Below are 25,256 nucleotides of genomic sequence, written 5' to 3'. Positions count from 1 at the left end.
TTTGGTTAATTTAAAATTCTAAAAAAGCAACATTATCTGAACGTGTCAGCAAAAAACTACTCTTTTCGTTATTGATGTTAGTATGTAATAGGTTTTGTTGTTCGTTAAACATTTCCGTTAAAACCGAATTTTCGATTCCGAAAGTAGTAATTTTTTCAGAAAAATTAACTTTTAAGTAACAAATTAACACATCATTATCAATTTCTGTTGCTAAAAATTGTAAATCGTAAGGTTTTTTGTTAATTATAACTCTCATTTTTTCTTTTAAGTAACTTTCAACCAATTTATCAGCATCTTTAATTTCTCTATTAGAAGCCAAATAAATTTTCTTATTATATTTCTTTTCAAGAACCTTATTAAAATCATCAATAAAAATTCTAGAAGTAATTTCAATTCTATTTTTTGCTTTCACATAATCTACTTGCGTAACAGACACATAAAATTTATGGAAATTAAATGACGAAACTAAAACAAACAGAACCAAGATAATGGTTATCTTAATATTATTTTTCATTCAGCAAAGGTATTGATTCTTCTTTATTTTTCATTTTAAATGTTTTGGCTTTTTCAACCAAATACTCAATTAACTGGAGTTCGTTTTCTGGTTTCAAAAACCTTACCAATTCATAACTTGGCATTTCTGAATAAGCAAGAAATGCAGTAATATCTTTATTCTCAATTTTCAATATATCTACAAAAAAGTGATGTGAAAATCGTTCTTTAATATGTTCAGCATAGGATTTTGATTGAATATCACGCAACCTTCTTTCTTCCATCACTTCTCTAGCATTTTTCTTTGAATCACCTTTAATACCAAGCCATTTACCAATTTGCTTCCCTATTAATTTAAAATTAAAACTAGAACCATTTGACGCGAAATGGTCTGTATTAGTAGTGACTTTATTATCAGAAGAAAATCGTTTGTCATCATAGTATTTAACTTCATCTATATTTACTGGTGAGAGTTCATAGGTTTTGATTTTTTTTGTATCTTCTATTAAATTTCCTGTTAATGTAAAAGGTGTAATTACTACTTCATTTAGTTCATTTATATTCACTTTCAATCGTATTTCCAATTCCTTTACAAAAAAATCTTTTTCAGTGAGTGCATATTTTTTAGAAACAAAAGACAATCCTTGAAAATATAAAGTATCAGCAACTCTTGCTTTTATTGAAAATTTTCCATTCGAATCTGAAACAGCTCCAATATTGGTAGAAATATTAAAAATCGTTATATTTTCAACTTCTACTGAATCTGCAATAATTCTACCATTTAAAATTTCTCTTTCAATACCTTGAGAATACAAGAGACGTGTCATCAGAAAAAAAAATAAAATTACTTTACTATTCCTCATTCTCATCCTTATTCTTTTTTACATCCAATTCTTTCAATTTTAAGTATTCATCTGCCAACTCTCCTAAAATAAAAGTAGCCATTGCTTTATTTTCATTTTTCATTTCATTGGTAAATCTTTTATCTTCAACTATATAAAAAAGAAAACCTTCAACATATTCTTCAGGGATTTTCAAAGTATTTGTAATGTATTCTTTTGTAAAAAAATTGGACGTTTTTTCTTGTAACAACTCTTTACGTTCCACTACTAATTCTTTTTTCAACATATTGGTTCTTCCGCTTATAGCGTTAATAAGTCCATCAACACTCATTCCCCCAACAGGAATTAACAAAGGACTGTACCATCTAAAATCACCTGCCGTTACCAACTTTCTTTCTGCTGGTGAATACCTCTTTTGTCCTTTGGGAACGATTCCTAAAGATTCAGCATTAATATTCTTATACTTAGTAAGAGTAATTCCAGTTAACTGATTTTCGAAGACTTCCATAGGTATAAATACCAAATCATTTTCAAAATCTTGTTTTAGAACAACTCTTTGATATCCTTTCAAATGCACTGCACTAAACATCAAAGTATCATTTACACTAGCTCTAATCTTAAAATAACCACCACGTTCTGATAAAACACCGCTATTTTTAGTAATATTTATAATATGAATTTCATCCAAAGAGCTAGACTCAGAGACAATTTTACCATTAAAAATTGAATCCTTTTGAGACCACAACATAAGAGGAAAAAGAATAAGAAAGAATAGTATTTTTTTTATCATAATTACTTCATATAAAAGTATTTTGTAAAATTAACAGAGATTGTTACTAATTAAATACTAATAAGATTATAAACTTTTGTTAATTGAAAATACTAATTTTGAAAAAAAATAAGAAATGAAAAACATAATTATAGCGAGTACTTCAACATTACATAATGGAAGTTATCTTGAATATCTATTACCTCTTTTAGAAAATCATTTTAAAAAAGTTTCTACAATTCTTTTTATTCCTTATGCAAGACCAGGAGGTATTTCACATGATTCTTACACTGATAAAGTTAGACAAGTTTTCTCAACTATTAACAAAAAAACAAAAGGCATTCATGAATTTGACAATCCTACTGAAGCTATTGAAAATGCAGAAGGAATTTTTACAGGAGGAGGAAATACGTTTGTATTAGTCAATGAATTATACAGAAACAATATAATTGACAGTTTGGAAAATGCTGTAAACAAAGGAACACCTTACCTTGGAACTAGTGCAGGAAGTAATATTTGTGGCTTAACAATGAATACAACTAATGATATGCCTATTGTATATCCTCCAAGTTTTAGAACTTTAGGATTTGTTTCCTTTAATATTAATCCACATTATCTTGATCCTGATTTAAATTCTACTCATATGGGAGAAACGAGAGAAACAAGAATTAATGAATTTCATTCTTTCAACCCACAACCTGTACTTGGCTTACGAGAAGGCAGTTGGCTAGAAGTAAAAGGAAACTCCATCAAACTTAAAGGAGATTTAACAGCTCGTTTATTTAGAAAAAATCATTCTCCTGAAGAAATTAATCCAGATACTGAACTGAAAGACTTAAAATAAAAGCAATAAAAAAGCCTCAAATATTTTGAGGCTTTTTTTTAAGAGCGGAAGACGAGGCTCGAACTCGCGACAACCAGCTTGGAAGGCTGGAGCTCTACCAACTGAGCTACTTCCGCAATGAATTTTTTAAACTTTCATTAAAGTTTTTGAGCGGAAGACGAGGCTCGAACTCGCGACAACCAGCTTGGAAGGCTGGAGCTCTACCAACTGAGCTACTTCCGCATTTAATTCAAAAAAAACACTTAATTACAAAGCGTTAGATGAACTACTTTTGTGGGTGCAAATATACTCTAAAAGTTTTTTTAGTTGCAAATTTTTTTGAAAAATTTTTCACTTTATTTCATAAATACTAAACAATAAAAAAAACTCCCCTTATAAGATTCTAGAAATGAATATTTTATAACCCAAAATATTTCTAAATAAAATTCATATAATAATTATTTTAAATCACAATCGACTTAAAGCTACCAAAATTATACTTTTTTTACGCAAAATCACTACAACCAACTTACTTTGGCATGTTTATGGATAATAGATTTATGAGAAACCTTTTATTTGTATGATTTAAAAACATTAAACTAATAGTATTCACAAAGGAAAAGAAATTACTAATTATTATATTCTTGAAAAAATCATTTTTTTTCATTTAAATAGTCAAAAAATGACTACTCATTTTTACAATTATTCTATTTCTACGATTAAATGTCTAAAATTATTGATGAAAGCCATTAAATAGCATTATATTATATATGAAAAAATTAATATATTTAGTTAAATAAAATTTAATTCTAAAAATCACTATTTATAATGAGCAATAGAATGAATAATGTCATTATTTTTGCAGTGTAGAATTCGAAAGACAAAAGACAAACTAGCTATCTCCTTTAGATTTAAATTTTAAAATTATTATGCTTTTTATGATAAAAACAATACATTATATTTTCCTTAGTCTTCTTTTATTAGGTTGTAAAAACAATTCTAATGAAATTGTTGCGGATGATAGCTTGATTAAAGATTCTACTACTCAAGAAGTTGTAAGACCATTACTTCCAGAACATATTGAAACATTAAAAGACAGTATTAAAATTTATTACAGCAAACTAAATAATTATGAAATTTGGTATAGCTTAAAAAATAGAACTGAATTGATTAATGAAATTAAAAATTGCTATAAAGACGGACTTAACCCTAACGACTATAATTTAAAAGCTATTTTAGATCTTGAAGAAAAAAGAAAAAAACTAGACGATGAAGCTATCATTAAATATGACATTTTGTTAACTGAATCTTTTGAAAAACTATCTCTTCACTTATACAGAGGAAAGTTAAATCCTAAAAAATTATATAAAGATTGGGATTTAAACCCTAAACCAATAGCTCTTTCTACTTATTTAGAAAAAGGAATTAAAAACAAAACTATTTCTACAACTTTCGATGAGTTAAAACCTAAACATTATGTTTATACTAAAATAAAAGAAAGTTTAGTTGTAATTGATAAATACCCTGATTATAAATTGGGTAAAATTGACATAAAAAACAAAATTCAATTACATGATACTATTAATGAAATTATAGCAATTAAAAAAACACTAGCCTATTGGAAAGATTATACAAGAAAAGATAGTATAACGACTGCTGTTTATGATACTATTACTTTTATTGCTGTAAAAAAATTCCAATCTAGACATGGATTAAAACCTGATGGAGTTATAGGAAAAGGAACCATTCAAGCCCTTAATTTCACTAAAGAACAAAGAAAACAACAAATAATTGCCAATTTAGAGAGATGGAAATGGTTTCCAGAAGATTTAGGAAAACAATATTTATTAGTTAATTTACCCAACTACAACATTGTATATGTATCCAAAAACGATACTATAGCAGAACACAATATTGTAGTAGGAACACCTAAAAGAAACACTCCAATTCTTATTTCTAAATTATCTAATTTGGTTTTTAATCCTACATGGACTGTTCCTCCTACTATTATTAAGGAAGACCTTACTCCTTCAGCAAAAAAGAATTTGGATTATTTCACAAGAACTAGAATGACCATTTACGATTCGACTGGTACTGTTGTAGCTCCTGAAGAATGGGATTCAGACAATTCTAAATCGTATCGATACGTTCAAGTTTCAGGCTATAATAACTCTCTTGGATTAGTTAAATTTAATTTTCCCAACAGACATTCTGTATATTTGCATGATACTAATCATAGAGATTATTTCTCAAGAGAATACAGAGCTTTAAGTTCTGGCTGCGTAAGAGTAGAAAACCCATTAATACTAGCAGAAAAAATACTTTTTAACCAAGATGAGGGTTGGTCTACTAAAGAAATTGATAGTCTAATAAGCAAAAAAAACATTAAAACTATCCCTGTTAAGAATAATATTAATGTTTATTTATTATATTGGACTAATTGGCTTGACAAAGACGGTTTACAATTTCGAGAAGACATTTATAATCTCGATAAAAATTTATACACCGCTTTAAGAAACTAATTTTGATTTTGTAATATAATTTCGTGAAGGATGATAAATAAACAAACAAGATTTATCTTTTATTAACTCAATCAATTCTTTTGAAAGTTCGTTAGGAACTGCAGGACAACCTAGACTTCTTCCTAAACGACCATTTGACTTAACAAATTCTTCAGAAACATAATCAGCCCCATGAATTACTACAGCACGTTCTCTAGCATTATCATTAATTCCATATTCCAAACCATCTAATCGTAAAGAAAGACCGTGTTTTCCTACATAAGTTTCACCTGTTGTATAAAAACCTAAACTACTTTGATAAGATTCTGATTTGTTTGAAAAATCATTAGCAAATAATTCACCAGAATTTTTCCCATGAGCCACTAAAGAACGAAACACAACTTCTTTAGTATCCATATTTATTACCCACATTCTCTCATCATTAGAAGAAAGACTAAAGTCAACAATTGTTAAATAATCTTTCTCTATTACTCCTTGTTTCTTTAATTCATCATATCCTTCAAATGCTTTTGAAAAACTTTCATAATTAGGCAATGATAATTCATTTGATTCAATTGAACTATAGAAAGTTTTACACTTTGCTTCAAAAGCTACTTTTGCATTTGCAGCTAATAACTTTGGATCCGTATTATTATTTTTAATTTCCTTTACATTACTAATTGAAGTAAAGCTTAAACAAAGAAAACTAAGGGCAAAAAGAGATAATAATTTGTAATTCATTGTCGTTGTAATAGTTATTCATTAGATTTGAGATTCCAAATATATTTAAAAAATTCAACCAAACAAACTTTTTAGTGCTTTTTGTCGAAAAAAAATGCATTTAATCGATTCGGTAGGGAAAAGTTAAAGATTTTATAATTTGTTTCCTTCAAAAATGAATAATCCTAAATTTGTAAAAAAGATTTCATGCATAATAACTTTATTTTCTGTGTTTTATTGCTTTTTTTCTCAAAAATTTTATTTGGACAAGCAACATTACCAATAAAAAACGTTAAAAAAAACATAAAAGCTGAGAAAAAGACTTCTATAATTTCAATTGATGGACAACTTGATGAAGATGATTGGTCAAAAGCTTTACCTGCGAAAAATTTTTTTACATTTTCTCCTGATAATGGAAACCCTGAAACTAAAGAACTCAGAACAGAAGTAAAAATATTATATGACGACGACGCAGTATATATTGGAGCCTTATTATATGATAACGAACCCACCAAAATTTTAAAAGAAATAAAAGAAAGAGACAATTTTGGTACTTCTGATTCTTTTGGTGTTTTTATTAATGGTTACAATGACGGTCAACAAGATTTTCAGTTCTATGTAACTGCTGCAAACGGTCAAGCTGATTGTAATTTTACCTCACAAGATGGAGAAGATTACTCTTGGAATGCTATATGGTCAAGTAAAGCCAAAATTACAGATATTGGATGGGTTGTAGAAATGAAAATACCTTATGCAGCATTACGTTTCCCTAGAAAAGACATACAAACTTGGGGAATTAATTTTTTTAGAGAAATAAGAAGGACAAGGCAAAAATACACATGGTCACCTGTATATAACAACACAGGAGCCTTTTCTCAACAAGCTGGAATTTTAACTGGTATTCAAAATATCAAACCACCTACTCGCTTATTTCTTATACCTTATACTTCTGCTTATATAAATTCTAACAAAGAAGCAACAGAAACCACTCTAAAAGGAGGATTAGATATTAAATACGGAATTAATGATGCTTTTACTTTGGATGCTATTCTAATTCCAGATTTTGGCCAAACCAAATTTGATAATGTAGAATTGAACTTAGGTCCTTTTGAACAACAATTTAATGAAAACAGACCTTTTTTTACTGAGGGCACCGATTTATTTAATAAAGGAAATCTACTATACACTAGAAGAATTGGAGCTAAACCACTGTTTTATCCAGAATTACATGATGACGAAACTATTGAGAAGTATCCAACTACTACAAACCTTCTTAATGCCGTTAAAGTATCTGGACGAAATAATGATGGTCTTGGTATAGGTTTTCTAAATGCTATAACAGAAGAAACTAGTGTAACCATAAAAAATAATTCTGATGGCACTACTCGATCCGAGGTTGCCTCTCCATTAACCAATTATAACGTAACTGTTTTTGATCAGAGATTCAATCAAAACTCTTCTGTAACCTTCATAAATACTAATGTAACTAGAAATGGAGACTTTAGAGATGCCAATGTTACAGGTCTTGTTTTCGACTTAAACACCAAAAAAAACACCTATAATCTATCAGGTAAAGCAAATCTCAGCAATACATTTGACACCAAGAACACTAATGGAATTGAATCATCTCTTTCAATTGGAGAAACCTCAGGTAAATATCGTTATGGTATTGGTGGTGAATATGTATCCAAAGATTTTGACAAAAATGATTTAGGTATTATCTTCCAAAATAATTATTATAGCTATTTCTGCAATGCTAGTTATAGAATCTTGGCTCCTACAAAAAAATTTAATTCCTTTAATATAGGATTATACACCTATATGGAATACAATAACAACACTAATGAAATCCAACAGAACAATTTCAGTCTTGATGTTAACACTACTTCAAAAGGCAATCATTATTTCGGTTTTGGTTATAGAATAAAACCTTTCGAAAGATACGATTATTATGAACCAAGAAAAGATGGTGAATTCTTAATTTTACCAAAACTTCAAAGCTATTGGTTAAGTTTTTCTTCTAACTACAACTATAAATTAGCTTTAGACTTCCAGGTTTCAAATTTGTTTTATGACCAAAAAGACAGATCTGATTTAGATATCACAATAAGTCCAAGATACCGTTTTAATGACAAATTCTCTTTGATTTATTCTATAAATCCATATATTCAAAAAAACAATATTGGTTTTGTCGATTATTTAAGCAATTCAGGAGAGACAATTATAGCACAAAGAGACAGAAACACCATCAACAATTCATTAACTAGTAAATTTTCAATTAATAGTCAAATGAATTTTAATCTTTCCGTAAGGCATTATTGGTCAATTGCAGAAAACAATGCTTTCTTTGCATTACAAGATAATGGAAGGCTTGTTGAAAAATTAGATTATACTGAAAATAAAGATTCAAATTTTAGCACTTGGAACTTAGATTTATCTTATTCTTGGTGGTTTGCACCTGGAAGCCAAGCCACAGTTCTATATAGAAATAATGCGGCAATCTACTCTAATGATATTGACAGAAACTTTAAAAATAACTTTGACACTTTATTTACTGACAATCTAAATCATGCTTTTTCAATAAGTATTCGTTACTTTATTGATTACAATCAAGCTAAAAATTGGGTAAAAAAAGGCTAAAAATTTTCCTAAATCACTAAATCGTTTTCGTAATTTATATCTAAATTCAGGTTTTTTTATACAAAATACTTTTGTCAAATAGTTATATTTGTAGAAACACATCACGATGAATAAGAAAGTAATTTTAATGATATTAGACGGTTGGGGTAAATCTCCTGATCCAAAAGTTTCCGCTATTGATAATGCAAACACTCCTTTTATAGATAGTTTATATACTAAATACCCGAATGCACAACTTCGAACTGATGGTTTAAACGTAGGTTTACCTGAAGGACAAATGGGAAATAGCGAAGTAGGACATATGAATCTTGGAGCTGGTCGAATTGTTTATCAAGATTTAGCAAAGATTAATTTGGCTGTGGCCAATAAAACAATGAATCAGGAAAAACCATTGATGGATGCTTTTAATTATGCAAAAAAGAATAATAAAGCGGTTCATTTTCTTGGCTTAGTTTCTGATGGTGGAGTTCATAGTCACACTTCTCACTTAAGAGGTCTAATCGATGTTGCACAAGAAAATGGTATTCAAAACATGTTTGTTCATGCTTTTACTGATGGAAGAGATGTTGATCCAAAATCTGGAGCAAAATACATTGAAGACTTAGAAGGTTATCTAGCAAACACGAATGCTAAATTAGCATCTATCATAGGTAGATATTATGCAATGGATAGAGACAAGCGCTGGGAACGAGTAAAATTAGCTTATGATTTAGTGGTTAATGGCATTGGAACAAAATCAAAAAAAGGATCACTTAGCGTTTTAGAAAGTTATGCCAATAATGTAACTGATGAATTCATTAAACCCATCATTATAACAGATGAAAATGAAAACCCAATTTCAACTATAAAAAATGATGATGTTGTTATTTTCTTCAATTTCAGAACCGATAGAGGTCGAGAATTAACAGAAGCTTTATCACAAAAAGATTTTCATGAACAAAACATGCATAAATTAAATTTGTATTATGTTACCATGACAAATTATGACGAAACTTATAAAAATGTTCATGTTATTTATGACAAAGATAATATTACAGAAACTTTAGGAGAAGTTTTAGAAAAAGCAGGTAAAAAACAAATTCGTATCGCAGAAACAGAGAAGTATCCTCACGTAACTTTCTTTTTCTCAGGAGGAAGAGAAGAACCTTTTGTAGGTGAAAGTCGAATTTTAAAAAACTCTCCAAAAGTAGCTACATATGATTTACAACCAGAAATGAGTGCATTCGAATTAAAAGATGCTTTAGTACCAGAACTAAAAAAAGGAGACGTAGATTTTGTATGTTTAAATTTTGCTAATGGAGACATGGTAGGACATACAGGAGTTATGGAAGCAGCAATAAAAGCTTGTGAAGCCGTTGATATTTGTGTAAAAGAAGTGGTAGAAACGGCATTGGAAAATGGCTACACTACACTTTTAATTGCTGATCACGGTAACTGCGAAACAATGATAAATCCAGATGGAAGTCCAAATACAGCTCATACTACAAATCCAGTTCCTTTAATTTTAATTGACAAAGAATTAAAAACAATACATGATGGAGTTTTAGGAGACTTAGCTCCTACTATTTTAGAATTAATAGGCATTGAACAACCAAAGGCAATGAGTTGTAAATCTTTGTTATAAATGAGGAAACACTTACTAATAGTTGGGATAACATTTATTTATTTTTCTTGTAAAAAAGAAAACACTGATGCTTTTAAAATTACAAATGAAATACATAAGCATGAAATTTCAACAACCAACAATCTCGATAATGTTAAAACATTTGTCGTTGATGATTTTCCAGTAAGTAAAGAAGTAATAAGAAAAGAACCTACTGTATTAGAAAACAATAATCTAATTGCTTTTGATCAGGTTTGGTTTAAAAGTAAAAACTCAAGTCAAATATTAATTTACAATCTCTACACAGATTTTCATAAGATAAACATACTTCTTTTTGATGTTGGGAATATAAATGATAGTATTTTAAGTTATATTCATTTTAATAGAAAAAATGGTGATTTGGCTCCTTTAGAAGAAAAAAAGAAATTTTTATATAGTTTTATTGAAAAAGCAACAGAACTTGATGTTTCTTTTTTTGAATCCAATAAGAAAGTAAAATTAGGCATCTCTAAAGAATTTGCTCAATCTATTTATAAGGAACCTGATATTCAAGATAAAAAAGATGATTTTGAAATTTTAAAATGGGAATATTATGGTGATGAGTATCTAAAAGAATATACTGAAGAAATCACCTTAAATAATAATAAAATAATAGCTAAAAATAGTTTTGGACATAGAATTGAAATGATTTTTAAAGAAAACAAACTAATAGCTATGAACTTATTTAATGACATCCCGTAAGTTGAAAAAAATATTTTTAATACTAATTGGTTTATTACTACTTTCGAGTAGTTTCATATTGTTTAAAAACTTTAATGAAGACATAAGGTTCATTACTTACATCGTAAATTTAAATGAAAAAAAAGTAAAGTTCTATTGGAAAGATGAAAATAACATTAATTTCAGAAGTATTGAAAATTTAAAAAACTGGCTTAAAAATAATGACTACGAATTAGCATTTGCTACAAATGGTGGCATGTATAAAAAAGACCTTTCTCCTCAAGGCTTATATATTGAAAATTTTGAAATCAAAAATCAATTAGATACAAATAATGGGAAAGGTAATTTTTATCTAAAACCAAATGGGATCTTTTATATTACCAATGAGAATGAAGGAATCATTTGCACAACTGAAAAATTTGCAGTTAATAAAAATATAAAATTTGCTACTCAATCTGGTCCTATGCTTGTTATTGAGAACAAAATTCATCCTGCTTTTAAAGAAGGTTCAAAAAATTTAAATATTAGAAATGGTGTTAGTGTATTAGATAATGGTAATTTAGTATTTGTAATGTCTAAAAAAGAAATTAATTTTTATGATTTTGCTACCTATTTCAAACAATTAGGTTGTAAAAATGCTTTATATTTAGATGGTTATGTATCCCGAACCTATCTTCCTGAAGAAAATTGGATACAAACTGATGGAAATTTTGGAGTACTTATAGGAGTCACAAATAATAAATAAGATTATGAAAAAATTTAGTATTATTGGTATTCTTGCTTTATTAATAAGTTGTTCATCACATACAAAAGGTGAAGATGGAAAGTCAGGAGAACCAGGAAAAGAAGGTGTAAATGGAAAAAATGGTGAAGATGGAAAAGATGGGAACCTTACAATTGGTTTCAACTTTACAAAGAAAAAACAACAGAAAGAAATTACTGATGGCATTCTTGTTGGTTTAACAAAAAAATCTGACTTACAGCAAGATCCTTTTAGAGATTGGTTTGAAAGCGGTTATAACAGTTACCAACCTAACAAAGAAACTATTAATGATATAAAAAAACTACCTTTAGATTATTCTATAACCATTTTCATGGGAACTTGGTGTGAAGACAGTCAAAATCAAATACCTAAATTTTATAAAATTCTTAATGAAATTAATTTTCCTGAAAAGAAGATAAATTTAATAACAATGAAAAGGGACAAAACTACTCCAGAACTATTTGAAAAAGATTTGGATATAACTAATGTTCCAACTTTCATTTTTTACAAAGATGGAAAAGAAATAAATAGAATTGTAGAGTCTCCAATAGGGAATTTAGAACTAGACATGCTTACTATTCTTTCTAAAAAACCTTATAAAAATATTTATGCAGAGTAAATAGCTGTTAAATATAAGTTTCTTAAAGAATAACAGTTCGTTTTTTATACTTTTGTGGCCAAGATTATTATTGCTATGAAATCATTACAATTCACACTGATATTCAGTTTATTATTTAGCTTTTCAATTTTTAGTCAAGGAGGAGCTTCTTCCTGTGCTGAATTGGCAGCAAACCCAGAAGCTTATCAGTCATGTGCTACCAACATTCCTTTTTCTAATTCAGTTGGTCAAAATGGCGAGAACTTTAACACTTCATGTATCGGTGAACCTCTTCATGGACCCACTTGGTTCTTTATTCGAATTCAAAATTCAGGGTCTTTAAACTTACAAATTAGTCAAACTAATCTATCAGGAAATGGTACCGATGTTGATTTTGTACTTTGGGGGCCTTTTAATAACCTGACTAACATTTGCAGTCAATTAAACACTTCAACTGAAGTAGATTGTAGTTGGTCTAGTGCAAGTATTGAAAATATAAATATTCCTAATGGAGTTTCTGGAGAATTATATGTAATGCTAATTGATAATTACTCTAATGTTCCTGGAAACATTACCGTGACTCAACTACCTGGTGGAAGTGGTTCTACTAATTGTGATTTTTTGTCTTTAACAAAAATCACAAATACAGATGGAAGTGACATAACGCAAACCGATTATTGCAAACCAGCTTCAAAAGATTTAACAGCTACCATAGATGTTACTAACTTTAGCGGTTCTGCATCAAATTTAAGATTTAGCTATACATGGTACAAAGACGGTGTGCAAATTGGAACGCCTGTAGTTGATTCAAATTCTTCTACTAACACAATAAACGTAAACGAAACAGGAACTTATCGAGTCGAAACTACTGCTTATGACATTACCAATCCAGGTGTTGTCCAAGACAGTGATATAAGTATTGATTTAAATTTTCATGTCATTCCTGATATTTCCATTCAGAACTCTAATTCAGTTTGTTTAAATACCTCTCCTATTTTAAACACAACAGTTGTAAACACAGCACTCTTAAACCCAATAGTTGATGTTTTAAGTTACCAATGGTATTTAAACACAAATCCAATCTCAGGACAAACAAACTCAAGTTTTACACCTACTCAACCTGGTGATTACCATGTAGTAGTTTCAAATAATTCTTGTAATGATATTCAGTCCAATACTATACGAATTATCGCAAATCCAAATATTACTATTCAAGATAATCAAACTATTTGTGAAGGTGATAGTTACACCATAACTTCTAATAATGCAAATAGTTCAATTAATAGTAATGCGACTTATGAATGGTTTAAAGATGGAAATTCAACTGGGATAACAACTGCAAGCTACACTGTAAACTCATCTAATCAAGCTGTAAATACAACATCAACCTATTACTTAGTTACAACAGAACAAGGAATTTGTATTAATAGATCAAACACAATATCAGTAACATTAAATGCTCTTCCAGTTATAAACACTACTCCTATTCTTTTCGAACAATGTGATTATATTCCCTCCACATTAGATGGAGTAGCTGAAATAAATCTAACTAGCCTGTATGATGTAATTACCAATACTACACCCGGACTAACTTTATATTACTATGAAGACATTGGTTTAACAACTCCTATAAACAATCCAACCAATTATATAAATACTTCTTCTCCTTTTAATCAAAGCATTTATGTAAAAGCAGTTAATGAAAATACAACGCCAAATTGTACGTCGTTAGGAACTTCCATTATTAATTTACAAGTTAACCCAACAAACTTATCCAACTATCCAGATACAACTCCAGTATGTCCAGAAGTTAATGAAACTTATGGTTTTGTTAATTTTGATATGCAACGCATACTTATAAAAAACACCTACTTTCCTTCATCTAATGTTATAATATCATTTCACGATAACACTTCAGACGCTTCTACTGGTTTAAATGGTTTAACCAATACTAGTCAAATCCCTGTTGGCGTGACTACAATTTACGCAAGAATTATATCGGCTACCACCGCAAGTTGTCAAAGTGTAGGTACATTTAATGTAACAGTAAACAATCCACCATTACAAACAGTAATGAATAATGCAAACATATGTCTTCTAGATTCTTTTTTATTAAACACTAAAGATGCAGAAGCCTTAACTGGACAAAATCCTAGTGTAGTTACTTCTTATTTTGAATCTTTTAATAATGCTGTTTCTAATACTAGTCCAATAAATAAAAATACTGTTCTCCCATTAACATTAGGAACAAAAACCTATTACATTAGACTATTTGACACAGTAACACAATGTATTTCTATTATAAATTTTGATTTAAATGTATTTCCAAATCCAACAATAACACAACCTAACCCTATTAAACATTGTGGCGATGGAACTACTGAATTTGATTTAGAAGTAAGGATAAATGATATCACTGATGGAAACACCAATTATCAAGTTAGTTTTTACGAAACACTTACTGATTTAAATAATGGAAATAGTATAGCAAATCCTACAAACTATACAAGCACTACAACTACAATTTATATAAACGTTGTAGATCTATCAAATAATAATTGTAACGCAACAACTACACTTGATTTAGAAGTTTTAACACAACCAGGAGCTTTAAGCAATCCATCTCCTTTAGAAACATGTAATGATTCTGGATTTGAAGTATTTGATATCACTACAAGTGAAACTGAAATGGCAGGAGCAACACCAGTTACAGATATTTCATATAGATATTATATTGATTTAAATGATGCTTTAAATAACAATACTAATTATATTTCTAATCCAACTCAATTTACCAATACAATAGCTTCTTTACAAACCATATATGTCCGATTAAATAGTAAAACAAACAGAGATAGTGAAACTAATATTGCATGCTTTAGAATTTTAGAATTAGATTTATACGTTAGACCATACCCAGAAAATCATTTATCAAATACAGCTTATATTATTTGTGTTGACCAAGAAACAAATACTATTACACCTGTAGAAATAAAAACATTATTAAATACTACAGATTATACTTTTGTTTGGTTCACTGGTTATAATGCCATTGCTGGAAATGAAATTAATGGCCAAAATAGCAATTCATTTATTACTTCAACAGCTGGGGAATATTCAGTTTTTGTTACCAATGTTTCTAATGTAGCAATTTGTTCTAGTGTTTTTAATTTCACAACTGAAAACTCCTTAGTTCCTAATTCAGTTTCAAGTAACCCTTCTGAATTAATTGCTTTCGGTATTGATAATACTATAACAGGAAGCGCATTACCTCTTTCAAACGATTATTTATATAGTATTGATGGTATCTATTGGCAAGAAAGTCCACTTTTTACAAATGTATTACCAGGACAATACATTCTTAACGCAAGAAACAAGTTTGGTTGCGGAGAGGTTAGTACAAGTTTTATCATCGCAGACTTTCCTAGTTTCTTTACACCAAATGGAGACGGATTTAATGACACTTGGAATATTAAAGGAAGTGAAGCCCTAGAAGTGGTTACTATTTACATCTTTGATAGGTACGGGAAATTGTTAAAACAAATTGCTCCTGACAGCATAGGTTGGGATGGTACGTTTAATGGTAAACAGCTTCCTTCTGATGACTACTGGTTTAAACTCATCTATACAAAAGACAATATCACTAAAGAATACAAGAGTCATTTTACTTTAAAAAGATAAAAGTTACATATAAAAAATCCCGGATTCTGATGCATTTGGGATTTTTTTTTAATCAATTCTAAATTAAAAGTTAAACTTTCTGTAATTGATAGTAATACTATTATATTTGTAAGTATAAATTTTAATTATGGATAATTTACTTGCAAATCTAACTATTAGTGTTAATGAAAAATTATATGTAAAAAATCCTGAAACATCCGATTTAGGAAAAAAAATCATAGAAAACAGCATTATTTTAATTCATGAAATTGGTTTTGAAGCTTTTACTTTTAAGAAACTAGGAGAAAGAATCCAATCTAATGAGAGTTCAATTTATAGATATTTTGAAAGCAAACACAAATTGTTACTTTATTTATCATCATGGTATTGGTCTTGGATACAATACAAACTAGTATTTGAGACTAATAACATTTCTAATCCTCTTGAAAAATTATCAAAAGCGATTATAATAGTTACAGAAGAAATTAAAGAAGATGTTTCTATTAGACATATAGACGAATCTATTTTGAACAAAATTATTATTTGCGAGTTTACTAAAACATTTTTAACAAAAGAAGTAGATGAAGAAAACAAGAAAGGTTTCTTTTTAGTTTATAAAAGCATTATAAATAGAATTACTTTGATGATTGAAGATGTTAATCCAAATTATAAGTATGCTAAAACGTTAGCCTCATCAATTGTGGAAGGCTCTCTCCATCAACATTATTTAAAAGAACATTTCAAAACCATTACCAATTTATCTGAATCAAATTCCATTTCTGATTTTTATATCGATTTAATTAAAAAAACATTGTTATGACTCCATTAGAGCGTTTTAAAAATTTAATTCTGATAGATAAAAAAGACATCTATCAAATATTCTTGTATTCTATATTTGGTGGACTAATCAGTTTAACACTGCCATTAGGAATTCAATCCATCGTTAATTTCATTCAAGCAGGAAAAGTATCAACTTCTTGGGGGATTTTAGTAATTGTTGTGGTAATTGGTGTAATTTTAGTTGGTGTCTTCAAAATAATGCAATACCGAATTACGGAGAATTTACAGCAAAAAATATTTGTCCGTTCTTCATTTGATTTTGCTTATCGTTTTCCGAAAATTAAATTTAATCAATTATACAATCAATATCCTCCAGAATTAGCTAATCGCTTTTTTGATACCTTATCTGTACAAAAAGGATTTTCAAAATTATTATTAGATATCTCAACAGCTATTTTACAAATTGTGTTTGGAATGATTCTACTTTCTTTATATCATCCTTTCTTTATACTTTTTGGAATTATTCTTTTAGGGTTATTGTACATTATTTTTAAAGCCAATTTTAAAACTGGGTTGGATACTAGTTTAAAAGAATCAAAATACAAATATAAAGTAGCGCATTGGATCCAAGAAATAGCAAGAAACCATTTGAGTTTTAAAAATCAAAATTTATTTGAATTTTCACTTGAAAAAAACGACAATCTTGTAAGTGATTATTTAAACTATAGAGAAAAACATTTTAAAATATTAAAAAGACAATTTATTCAATTAGTAGGTTTTAAAACCATTATTACAGCTGGACTATTAATAATTGGTGGTATTTTGGTTTTAAGCGAACAAATGAATATTGGTCAATTTGTTGCAGCTGAAATTATTATTTTAACTATAATTACAGCAGTAGAAAAACTATTTAGCGGTTTAGAACTATTCTATGATGTATTAACCTCATTAGAAAAACTAGGAGCTGTAGCTGACTTAGAAGTAGAAAAAGAAGACAAGCTTCAAAATTTTTTAATTGATAATGAAGCCATAACATTAGAGGCAAAAAATATAACCTATAAATATCCAGAAAGTGAAACTCCAATTTTAAATCGAATCAATTTAATAATAAGACCAAAAGAAAGACTTGTAATAAAAGGAGAAAATGGTTCTGGAAAAAGCACTTTAATTCGATTATTAGCAAAAATTGTGGAACCTAGCTCTGGTATTTTATTTATAAACAATATTAATATCAATAAAATAAACATTAGCAACTATAGGTCAAAAATAGGCTTAATTACGAGAGACGACTCTACATTTGAAGGCTCTATATTAGACAACATTACATGCCAAAATAAAAATATTACAATGAATGAAATTAATCATGCTTTAGAAAAAATGCAATTAATAGATTTCATAAAAACATTACCTTTAGGTTTAGATACACCTTTATTTCCAGGTGGAAAACAAATTAACGCCTCTGTTGTTCAAAAAATAATTCTTACTAGATGCATCTTATCAAAACCGGAAATTATATTATTAGAAGATCCAATAAATAAAATTGATGCAAAACAGTCTGTAAAAATAATTGAGTTTTTAATGGATAAAAACAACCCTTGGACACTAGTAGTTTCAGCTGGAAATGATAATTGGGAAAAACATGCTTCATCCACAATTACTTTAAAAAATGGTCAAATTGTTTAACTCTTAATTTCATACAATGCTAAACATAACAAAAAACAGAGTTGATGATTCAATAGATTTATCAAAATACAAATCAAATATAGTTTTTGCAGAAAACAAAGGATATCTTTTTATAAAAAGACTAATTGGAGCTATGGCTATTTTAGTGCTTATTTTTCTTTTTCTACCATGGACACAAAACATTTCTGGCTCTGGCTTTGTAACCACATTAAAACCAAACCAAAGGCCTCAAAAAATTCAATCTGCCATTGCAGGACGAATAGAAAAATGGTTTGTAAATGAAGGTGATTTCGTAAAAAAAGGTGATACTATTTTATTCATATCTGAAATCAAAGAAAATTATTTAGATCCTAATTTAGTTGAAAACACTGGAAATCAAGTAAAAGCCAAAGAGAATGCAGTTACTTCGTATGCCTCAAAAGTTAGAGCCTTAGAGTCTCAAATGGGTGCTATTGAAAACGAAAAAAACTTAAAGTACAAGCAAGCACAAAATAAACTAAAACAAGCCTACTTAAAAGTAAAAAGTGACAGTATTGATTTACAGGCTATAAAAACACAATTAAAAATTGCAGAAACACAATTCAATCGTGCTGTTAATTTAAATAACGAAGGTCTGAAACCTTTAACGGACGTAGAAGAGAAAAAAGTAAAATTACAAGAAATGCAAGCCAAAATAATTACACAAGAAAATAAATATTTAGCAAGCCAAAATGAAATCCTGAATGCTACAATGGAGTTAAATCGTATCTCAGCAGAATATGCCGAAAAAAGTGCCAAAGCAAGTAGCGACAAACAAACCGCTTTGAGCACGCAATATAATACTGAAGCTCAGGTAAATAAATTAAAAAACCAATATGCTAATTATCAAATAAGGAATGGATTATATTATATAACAGCTCCACAAGATGGGTACATCAATAGAGCCATTCAATCTGGAATTGGAGAAACGATAAAAGAAGGCACATCAATCGTTAGCATTATGCCTTCCAATTTTGAAATAGCTGTAGAAACCTATATTGACCCTGTTGATTTTCCTTTAATTAACAAAGGTGCCAAAATAAGAGTATGGTTTGACGGTTGGCCTACAATAGTTTTTAGCGGTTGGCCAGGTGCTTCTTATGGGACTTTTGGAGGTATTGTTATGGCTAAAGAAAATTTCATTAGTGAAAACGGAAAATATCGTGTGTTAATTGCTCCAGATCCTAAAGATAAAAAATGGCCAGAACAATTAAGTATTGGAGCAGGAACACAATCTGTAGCATTATTAGAAGATGTACCTATTTGGTTTGAAATATGGCGAACTTTAAACGGATTTCCACCTAATTTCTACCAACCTGAAGGATCTAAATCTAAATCTGAGAAAAAATAAAACAGCATGAAGAATCAAATTATTTTTTTCTTATTGTTTTTTGGAAGTACCATTTACTCACAAAATTCTTCAAAAGAATTTACTTTCGAAGAGTATTTAGGATACGTAAAAAAATACCATCCTTTAGTAAAACAAGCTGATTTAAAAATTTCTGAAGCACAAGCTAAACTAATGAAAGCGAGAGGTGCTTTCGATCCTAAAATTGAAGCTGATTTTTCTAAGAAAGAATATACAGATAAAAATTATTATTCACTTTTTAATGGAAGCTTTAAAATTCCTACATGGTATGGTATTGAAATAAAAGCCGCTTTTGATAATAATGAAGGTATTTATGTAAATCCTGAAAACACAGTTCCAAATGGAGGTTTAACTTCATTAGGAATTAGTGTTCCAATAGGACAAGGTCTTTGGATAAATGAAAGAATGTCTGATTTAAGAAAAGCAAAATTCTATCAAAAATTAAATAAAGCTGAAAGAGATTTAGCGGCAACAACTATAATTTATGAAGCTGCTTTGAGTTATATCAACTGGAAAAGAAGTTATGATGAAGTTCAATTATATAACAATTATTTAAAAAATGCCACTATTAGATACGGTGGCGTTATAAAATTAATAGAACAAGGTGACAAAGCTGGAATAGACAGTATTGAAGCTGGAATTACCGTAAAAACAAGAAAACTTAATTTAGAAAATGCACAATTAAAATTAACTAAAAGCAAACTAGAATTATCTAATTTCATTTGGACTGAAAGCAATGTTCCTTTAGAGCTTGATGACTCTTTATTTCCTGATAAAAACATTGAAAAAACAATTTTAACGAGTTTAAATATTGATGACTTCTCTTTAGTAAACATAGAAAATCATCCTAAACTAAATGCTTTACAATCAAAAATTGACATTTTAAATATAGAAAGACAATTAAATGCCAATAGTCTTTTACCTAAATTAAATGTCAATTATAATTATCTTTCTGAGCCAAGTGCATTTGACAATTATAGATTTGAAGATTATAAAATAGGTGTCAATTTTTCGTTTCCAATTTTTTTAAGAAAAGAAAGAGCCAATTTAAAATTAGCGAAACTAAAAGTACAAGATACTGAATTGAGTTTAAACTTTGAGAGAAAGAACATCAGTAATAAAATAGAAGCTCAAAAACAAGAAATTGAATCTTATAAAAAACAAAGAGTTATCAATAACGAATTAGTCAATGATTATAATTTAATGCTAGCTGCCGAGGAGCGTTTATTTCAAATGGGTGAAAGTTCCCTATTTTTAATAAATTCAAGAGAAAATAAATTAGTAAGCACTCAATTAACAAATATTGCTCTTGAAAATTCGTTTTTAAATGCCACTTTAGGACTATTCAAAACTGTTGCTAATCCAGAGTAGAAAAGTACAAACATAAAAAAATCCCGATAAAAATCGGGATTCTGTTTTTATAACACTACAGATAATTAGTAACGACCACCTCTATTGTTATCTCTGTTGTTAGAAAAGTTTCCTCTTCCTCCTCCACCATTACCATTACGGTTGAAAGATCTTCTTTCACCTTCTGGTTTTGGTTCAGATTTGTTTACAACGATAGTTCTACCTTCAACAGTACCACCGTTTAACTCGTCGATAGCTTTTTGAGCTTCTTCGTCATTTGGCATCTCAACGAATCCAAATCCTTTACTTCTTCCAGTAAATTTGTCAGAGATAATTTTAACTGAATCAACAGCTCCATACTCTTCAAAAAAACCTCTTAAATCTGCTTCCTCAATACTGAATGGAAGACTTCCTACAAAAATGTTCATAAATATATATTATAATTACAACAAAGGTAATCTTTTAATGAATACAAATTTATTTTATTTTATTTATTTTCAAATGTTTACACAAAAATAACGTATAAAATGGCAAAATACTGGTTTACAAACTATTTGCTAAATCAAAATAGGCTTTATCAATCCATTCTTGATGCATAGGATGTGCAATTTTAACTAACTCATTTACGCGTTGTTTTAATGATTTTCCATACAAATCTGCAATTCCATTTTCTGTAATTATATAATGTATATGAGAACGAGTAGTAACAACTCCTGCTCCTTGTTTTAAATAAGGTACAATTCTACTTTCTCCTTTTTTGGTGATTGACGGCAAAGCAATAATAGCTTTTCCTCCATCACTTAATGATGCTCCACGTATAAAATCCATTTGACCACCAACACCTGAATACATTTTAGCCCCAATAGAATCTGCACAAACTTGTCCTGTAACATCAACTTCAATTGCGGAATTAATAGCTACCATCTTGGGATTTTTCCGAATACGAGCTGTGTCATTTACAATTGAAGATTCTTTCATTTCTATAAATGGATTGTCATCAATAAAATCATATAACTTTTTTGACCCTATTAAAAAAGTAGCCAATGCTCTTCCTGTAAAAGTTCCTTTATAATTACAATTTATAACCTCTTTTTCAATTAAATCAATAACACCATCTGAGAACATTTCAGTATGCAATCCTAAATCTTTATGATTCGTTAATTTAGATAAGGCTGCATTTGGTATTGAACCTATTCCCATTTGTAAGGTACTCTTATCTTCTATTAAAGAAGCAATATAAGCACCTATTTTCTCCTCAGCTTCTGTAAACGGAACAACTTCATGTCCATAAATAGGCAAATTAACATCTACAAGATAATCTATTTCGGAAAGATGAAGAACACCATCACCAAAGGTTCTTGGCATTTGTGGATTTACTTGTGCAATCACCGTTTTTGCATTTTCAATAGCTGCAATAGAAGCTTCAACTGAAACTCCTAATGAACAATACCCATGTTTATCTGGTGGTGAAACATGGATAAAAACCACATCTAATTTTAGTACTTTCTTCTTAAAAAGAAAAGGAAGCTCACTCAAAAAAACAGGTGTATATGAACCATTTCCTGCTTTTAATGTATGTCTAACATTCTTACCAATAAAAAAAGAATTTACATGAAAACTTTTTGCTAACTCTGGATTTGCATAAGGAGCATCTCCTTCTGTATGCAAATGACAAATTTCTACATTCTTTAATTCAGAAGCTCTTTCTGCCAAGGCTTTTGTTAACAATGTTGGTGTAGCCGCTGCAGCTTGAACATATATTCTATCTCCTGATTTTACTACTTTAACAGCTTCCGTAGCTGAAACATATTTACTCATACCATGATTTTTGTACAAATTTACAGTGTCTCAAAGAACTAAAATATGATAAATCTCATTCGGCTAAATAATTTTAAAAAAACTTATAATCATAACAGCTTTATCTTTAAAAGTAGCTTTCTAGTACTCCTTTTATTCCGTTTAAAATTGTATTTTTGTTTTTTTGAATTCAATTATTATTATGATTATTATAAAAACAAGAGAAGAAATTGAATTAATGCGTGAAAGTGCGCTAATCGTTTCAAAAACATTAGGAATTATTGCAAAAGAGATAAAACCTGGTGTAACTACCTTACATTTAGATAAAATTGCAGAAGAATATATTCGTGATCATGATGCAGAACCTGGTTTCTTAGGCATGTATGGTTTCCCCAATTCACTTTGCATGAGTCCAAATACTCAAGTAGTTCATGGTATTCCAAATGAAACTCCTTTAAAAGAAGGTGATATCATTTCTGTCGATTGTGGTGCCTATAAAAATGGTTTTTATGGAGATCATGCTTATACTTTTCAAGTAGGTGAAGTAGATGCTGCTACAAAAAAATTATTACAAATCACAAAAGAATCCTTATATGAAGGAATTCGTGCTACTAAAGTTGGAAACCGTGTAGAAGATATTGGATTTGCTATTCAACAGTATTGTGAAAAACAAGGTTATGGAGTAGTACGTGAACTATGTGGTCATGGTTTAGGAAGAAAAATGCATGAAGACCCTGAAGTTCCTAATTATGGAAAAAGAGGTCGTGGAAAAAAATTAGCTAATGGAATGGTTTTAGCCATTGAACCAATGATTAATATGGGTACTAAAAATATAGTTCAACATAAAGATGGCTGGACCATAACAACTGCTGACGGCAAACCAAGTGCTCATTTTGAACACGATGTAGCTATTGTAGATGGCAAACCTGAACTACTTTCTACTTTTGCTTATATTTATGACGCTTTAGGAATTGTGAGTAATGAAGAAGATGGACTAAGACAGAATGCTTTAGTTTTATAATTTCACACAGATTTTACTAATTAGCACAGATTAATTATGGATGGTTTTTATTTAAAAGATGAAACCTATAAAATTATAAGGATTTGTATGGAAGTTCCTAAAATATTAGGCAAAGGTCATAGTGGAGTAGTTTATAAAGATGCATTAGAATATGAATTTAAAATAAACAATATCCATTTTGAAAGAGAACAGATTTATAAAATTGAATATAAAGATTTTTTTAACCAAGAAAATATTCTGCTGATTTTGGAGAAGACAAATCTAAAAAACAAATGTATTATTCTATAAATATAATCTGTGCTAATTAGTAAAATCTGTGTAAAATCAATTTAATGAAATCCATATTCAAATTCATCCTAAATACCATACCAAGACCAATTCTTATCCGTTTAAGTATTGTAGTTCGTCCTGTACTAGCTTTTTTTTTAAAAGGCAATAAATTTACCGATCCTATTGATGGGAAAAGTTTTAGTATGTTCCTACCTTATGGTTATGGTAACCAAAGAAACAATGTACTTTCTCCTAGTACTCTGTCATTAGAAAGACATCGTTTATTATGGCTTTACTTACAAAATGAGACTGATTTTTTTACTTCTGAAACCCAATTAGATGTATTACACTTTGCTCCCGAGCAAGAATTTTACAAAAGGTTTAAGAAACAAAAAAACATCAATTATACAACAACTGATTTACTTTCTCCGTTAGCAGATGTGAAAGCTGATATTTGCAACCTTCCTTTTAAGGATAATACATATGATATTGTTTTTTGCAATCATGTTTTGGAGCACATTCCTGATGATACTAAAGCTATGCAAGAATTATATCGTATTTTAAAGCTTGGTGGAATGGGAATTTTTCAAATTCCGCAAGATTTATCAAGAGCGACTACTTTTTCAGATAACACTATAACAGATGCTAAAGAACGTGCTAAAATATTTGGCCAATATGATCATGTAAGAGTTTATGGGCGTGATTATTTTGATAAATTGAGAAGTATCGGTTTCAAAGTTGAAGAGGTAGATTATACTAATACAATTTCTAATGATTTAGTGGAAAAATACTGTTTAGCCAAAGATGAAATCATTCCTGTTTGCTATAAATAATTTT

At 29.1% G+C, this 25,256-nt stretch carries 21 protein-coding genes and 2 tRNA genes; 15 read left to right on the top strand and 8 right to left on the bottom strand.

Features of this window, described 5'->3' with window-relative positions; genetic code table 11:
• Nucleotides 1-10: 10 nt before the first annotated feature.
• Genes FIA58_RS12235 through FIA58_RS12225 form a run of 3 tightly spaced genes read right to left on the bottom strand, consistent with a single transcriptional unit; the run spans nt 11 to nt 2,124 of the window.
• Nucleotides 11-514: a DUF6702 family protein gene (locus FIA58_RS12235; protein ID WP_140962770.1), complete on the bottom strand. Its 504-nt coding sequence runs from the start codon at nt 512-514 to the stop codon at nt 11-13.
• Nucleotides 504-1,319 carry a carboxypeptidase-like regulatory domain-containing protein gene (locus tag FIA58_RS12230; protein ID WP_165928914.1) on the bottom strand — a complete coding sequence of 272 codons (816 nt, stop codon included), beginning with the start codon at nt 1,317-1,319 and terminating at the stop codon, nt 504-506. Before FIA58_RS12230 ends, FIA58_RS12235 begins: the two co-directional genes overlap by 11 nt.
• A gap of 25 nt (nt 1,320-1,344) precedes the next feature.
• On the bottom strand, nt 1,345-2,124 hold the full coding sequence (locus FIA58_RS12225) for a hypothetical protein (RefSeq protein ID WP_140962768.1): 780 nt from the start codon (nt 2,122-2,124) through the stop codon (nt 1,345-1,347).
• A 115-nt stretch (nt 2,125-2,239) separates the two neighbouring features.
• Between FIA58_RS12225 and pepE the strand changes: the two genes are divergently transcribed.
• Entirely contained in the window at nt 2,240-2,947 is a 708-nt protein-coding gene (gene pepE / locus FIA58_RS12220) for a dipeptidase PepE (protein ID WP_140962767.1), read from the top strand.
• A gap of 43 nt (nt 2,948-2,990) precedes the next feature.
• Here pepE and FIA58_RS12215 read toward each other — a convergent pair.
• Nucleotides 2,991-3,063: transfer RNA gene (locus tag FIA58_RS12215), tRNA-Gly, on the bottom strand.
• 33 nt (nt 3,064-3,096) lie between these two features.
• Nucleotides 3,097-3,169 (bottom strand) — tRNA-Gly (locus FIA58_RS12210).
• A 695-nt stretch (nt 3,170-3,864) separates the two neighbouring features.
• On the opposite strand from FIA58_RS12210, the gene FIA58_RS12205 reads away from it, so the two are divergent.
• Nucleotides 3,865-5,448, top strand: a complete 1,584-nt coding sequence (locus FIA58_RS12205; RefSeq protein ID WP_165928913.1) for a L,D-transpeptidase family protein — start codon at nt 3,865-3,867, stop codon at nt 5,446-5,448.
• Here FIA58_RS12205 and FIA58_RS12200 read toward each other — a convergent pair.
• A complete protein-coding gene (locus FIA58_RS12200) occupies nt 5,437-6,168 on the bottom strand; it encodes a murein L,D-transpeptidase catalytic domain family protein (protein WP_140962765.1) in 732 nt (243 codons plus the stop codon). The two genes, FIA58_RS12205 and FIA58_RS12200, sit on opposite strands and share 12 nt — an antisense overlap.
• A gap of 186 nt (nt 6,169-6,354) precedes the next feature.
• Between FIA58_RS12200 and FIA58_RS12195 the strand changes: the two genes are divergently transcribed.
• The 10 genes from FIA58_RS12195 to FIA58_RS12150 all read left to right on the top strand — a co-directional run bounded on the left by FIA58_RS12195 (nt 6,355) and on the right by FIA58_RS12150 (nt 21,352).
• Nucleotides 6,355-8,787: a DUF5916 domain-containing protein gene (locus FIA58_RS12195; RefSeq protein ID WP_140962764.1), complete on the top strand. Its 2,433-nt coding sequence runs from the start codon at nt 6,355-6,357 to the stop codon at nt 8,785-8,787.
• A 106-nt stretch (nt 8,788-8,893) separates the two neighbouring features.
• A complete protein-coding gene (gene gpmI, locus FIA58_RS12190) occupies nt 8,894-10,411 on the top strand; it encodes a 2,3-bisphosphoglycerate-independent phosphoglycerate mutase (RefSeq protein WP_140962763.1) in 1,518 nt (505 codons plus the stop codon).
• The gene (locus FIA58_RS12185; protein WP_140962762.1) at nt 10,412-11,131 is read left to right on the top strand and encodes a hypothetical protein; all 720 of its coding nucleotides are present in this window, start codon (nt 10,412-10,414) and stop codon (nt 11,129-11,131) included.
• 1 nt (nt 11,132) lies between these two features.
• Nucleotides 11,133-11,855, top strand: a complete 723-nt coding sequence (locus FIA58_RS12180) for a phosphodiester glycosidase family protein (protein ID WP_243754672.1) — start codon at nt 11,133-11,135, stop codon at nt 11,853-11,855.
• A 4-nt stretch (nt 11,856-11,859) separates the two neighbouring features.
• Complete coding sequence (locus tag FIA58_RS12175; RefSeq protein ID WP_140962760.1) at nt 11,860-12,492, top strand: thioredoxin family protein; 633 nt, start codon at nt 11,860-11,862, stop codon at nt 12,490-12,492.
• A 75-nt stretch (nt 12,493-12,567) separates the two neighbouring features.
• Complete coding sequence (locus tag FIA58_RS12170; RefSeq protein WP_140962759.1) at nt 12,568-16,152, top strand: T9SS type B sorting domain-containing protein; 3,585 nt, start codon at nt 12,568-12,570, stop codon at nt 16,150-16,152.
• A gap of 127 nt (nt 16,153-16,279) precedes the next feature.
• Nucleotides 16,280-16,951 carry a TetR/AcrR family transcriptional regulator gene (locus tag FIA58_RS12165; protein ID WP_140962758.1) on the top strand — a complete coding sequence of 224 codons (672 nt, stop codon included), beginning with the start codon at nt 16,280-16,282 and terminating at the stop codon, nt 16,949-16,951.
• On the top strand, nt 16,948-18,594 hold the full coding sequence (locus tag FIA58_RS12160) for a peptidase domain-containing ABC transporter (protein ID WP_140962757.1): 1,647 nt from the start codon (nt 16,948-16,950) through the stop codon (nt 18,592-18,594). The genes FIA58_RS12165 and FIA58_RS12160 overlap by 4 nt, the downstream gene beginning before the upstream one ends.
• Before the next feature lie 16 nt (nt 18,595-18,610).
• On the top strand, nt 18,611-19,963 hold the full coding sequence (locus FIA58_RS12155) for an HlyD family secretion protein (RefSeq protein ID WP_140962756.1): 1,353 nt from the start codon (nt 18,611-18,613) through the stop codon (nt 19,961-19,963).
• Between the two features lie 6 nt (nt 19,964-19,969).
• Nucleotides 19,970-21,352, top strand: coding sequence for a TolC family protein (locus FIA58_RS12150; RefSeq protein ID WP_140962755.1), 1,383 nt, complete (start codon nt 19,970-19,972; stop codon nt 21,350-21,352).
• Nucleotides 21,353-21,417: 65 nt separating this feature from the next.
• Here the strand turns inward: FIA58_RS12150 and FIA58_RS12145 are convergent, their stop codons facing one another.
• On the bottom strand, nt 21,418-21,759 hold the full coding sequence (locus FIA58_RS12145; RefSeq protein ID WP_140962754.1) for an RNA recognition motif domain-containing protein: 342 nt from the start codon (nt 21,757-21,759) through the stop codon (nt 21,418-21,420).
• 115 nt (nt 21,760-21,874) lie between these two features.
• On the bottom strand, nt 21,875-23,149 hold the full coding sequence (locus FIA58_RS12140) for an acetyl-CoA hydrolase/transferase family protein (protein ID WP_140962753.1): 1,275 nt from the start codon (nt 23,147-23,149) through the stop codon (nt 21,875-21,877).
• A gap of 181 nt (nt 23,150-23,330) precedes the next feature.
• Between FIA58_RS12140 and map the strand changes: the two genes are divergently transcribed.
• Genes map through FIA58_RS12125 form a run of 3 tightly spaced genes read left to right on the top strand, consistent with a single transcriptional unit; the run spans nt 23,331 to nt 25,252 of the window.
• Nucleotides 23,331-24,149, top strand: coding sequence for a type I methionyl aminopeptidase (gene map, locus FIA58_RS12135; protein WP_140962752.1), 819 nt, complete (start codon nt 23,331-23,333; stop codon nt 24,147-24,149).
• Between the two features lie 36 nt (nt 24,150-24,185).
• Nucleotides 24,186-24,437 (top strand): GxxExxY protein, encoded by a 252-nt coding sequence (locus tag FIA58_RS12130; RefSeq protein ID WP_140962751.1) that lies wholly within the window; start codon nt 24,186-24,188, stop codon nt 24,435-24,437.
• A 44-nt stretch (nt 24,438-24,481) separates the two neighbouring features.
• Nucleotides 24,482-25,252 carry a class I SAM-dependent methyltransferase gene (locus tag FIA58_RS12125; RefSeq protein ID WP_140962750.1) on the top strand — a complete coding sequence of 257 codons (771 nt, stop codon included), beginning with the start codon at nt 24,482-24,484 and terminating at the stop codon, nt 25,250-25,252.
• The last annotated feature ends 4 nt before the right edge of the window (nt 25,253-25,256 follow it).

Origin of the sequence: Flavobacterium jejuense, assembly GCF_006491595.2 — a bacterium.
Taxonomy (GTDB): Bacteria; Bacteroidota; Bacteroidia; order Flavobacteriales; family Flavobacteriaceae; genus Flavobacterium; species Flavobacterium jejuense.
This window is presented reverse-complemented; position numbering and strand designations above follow the sequence as displayed.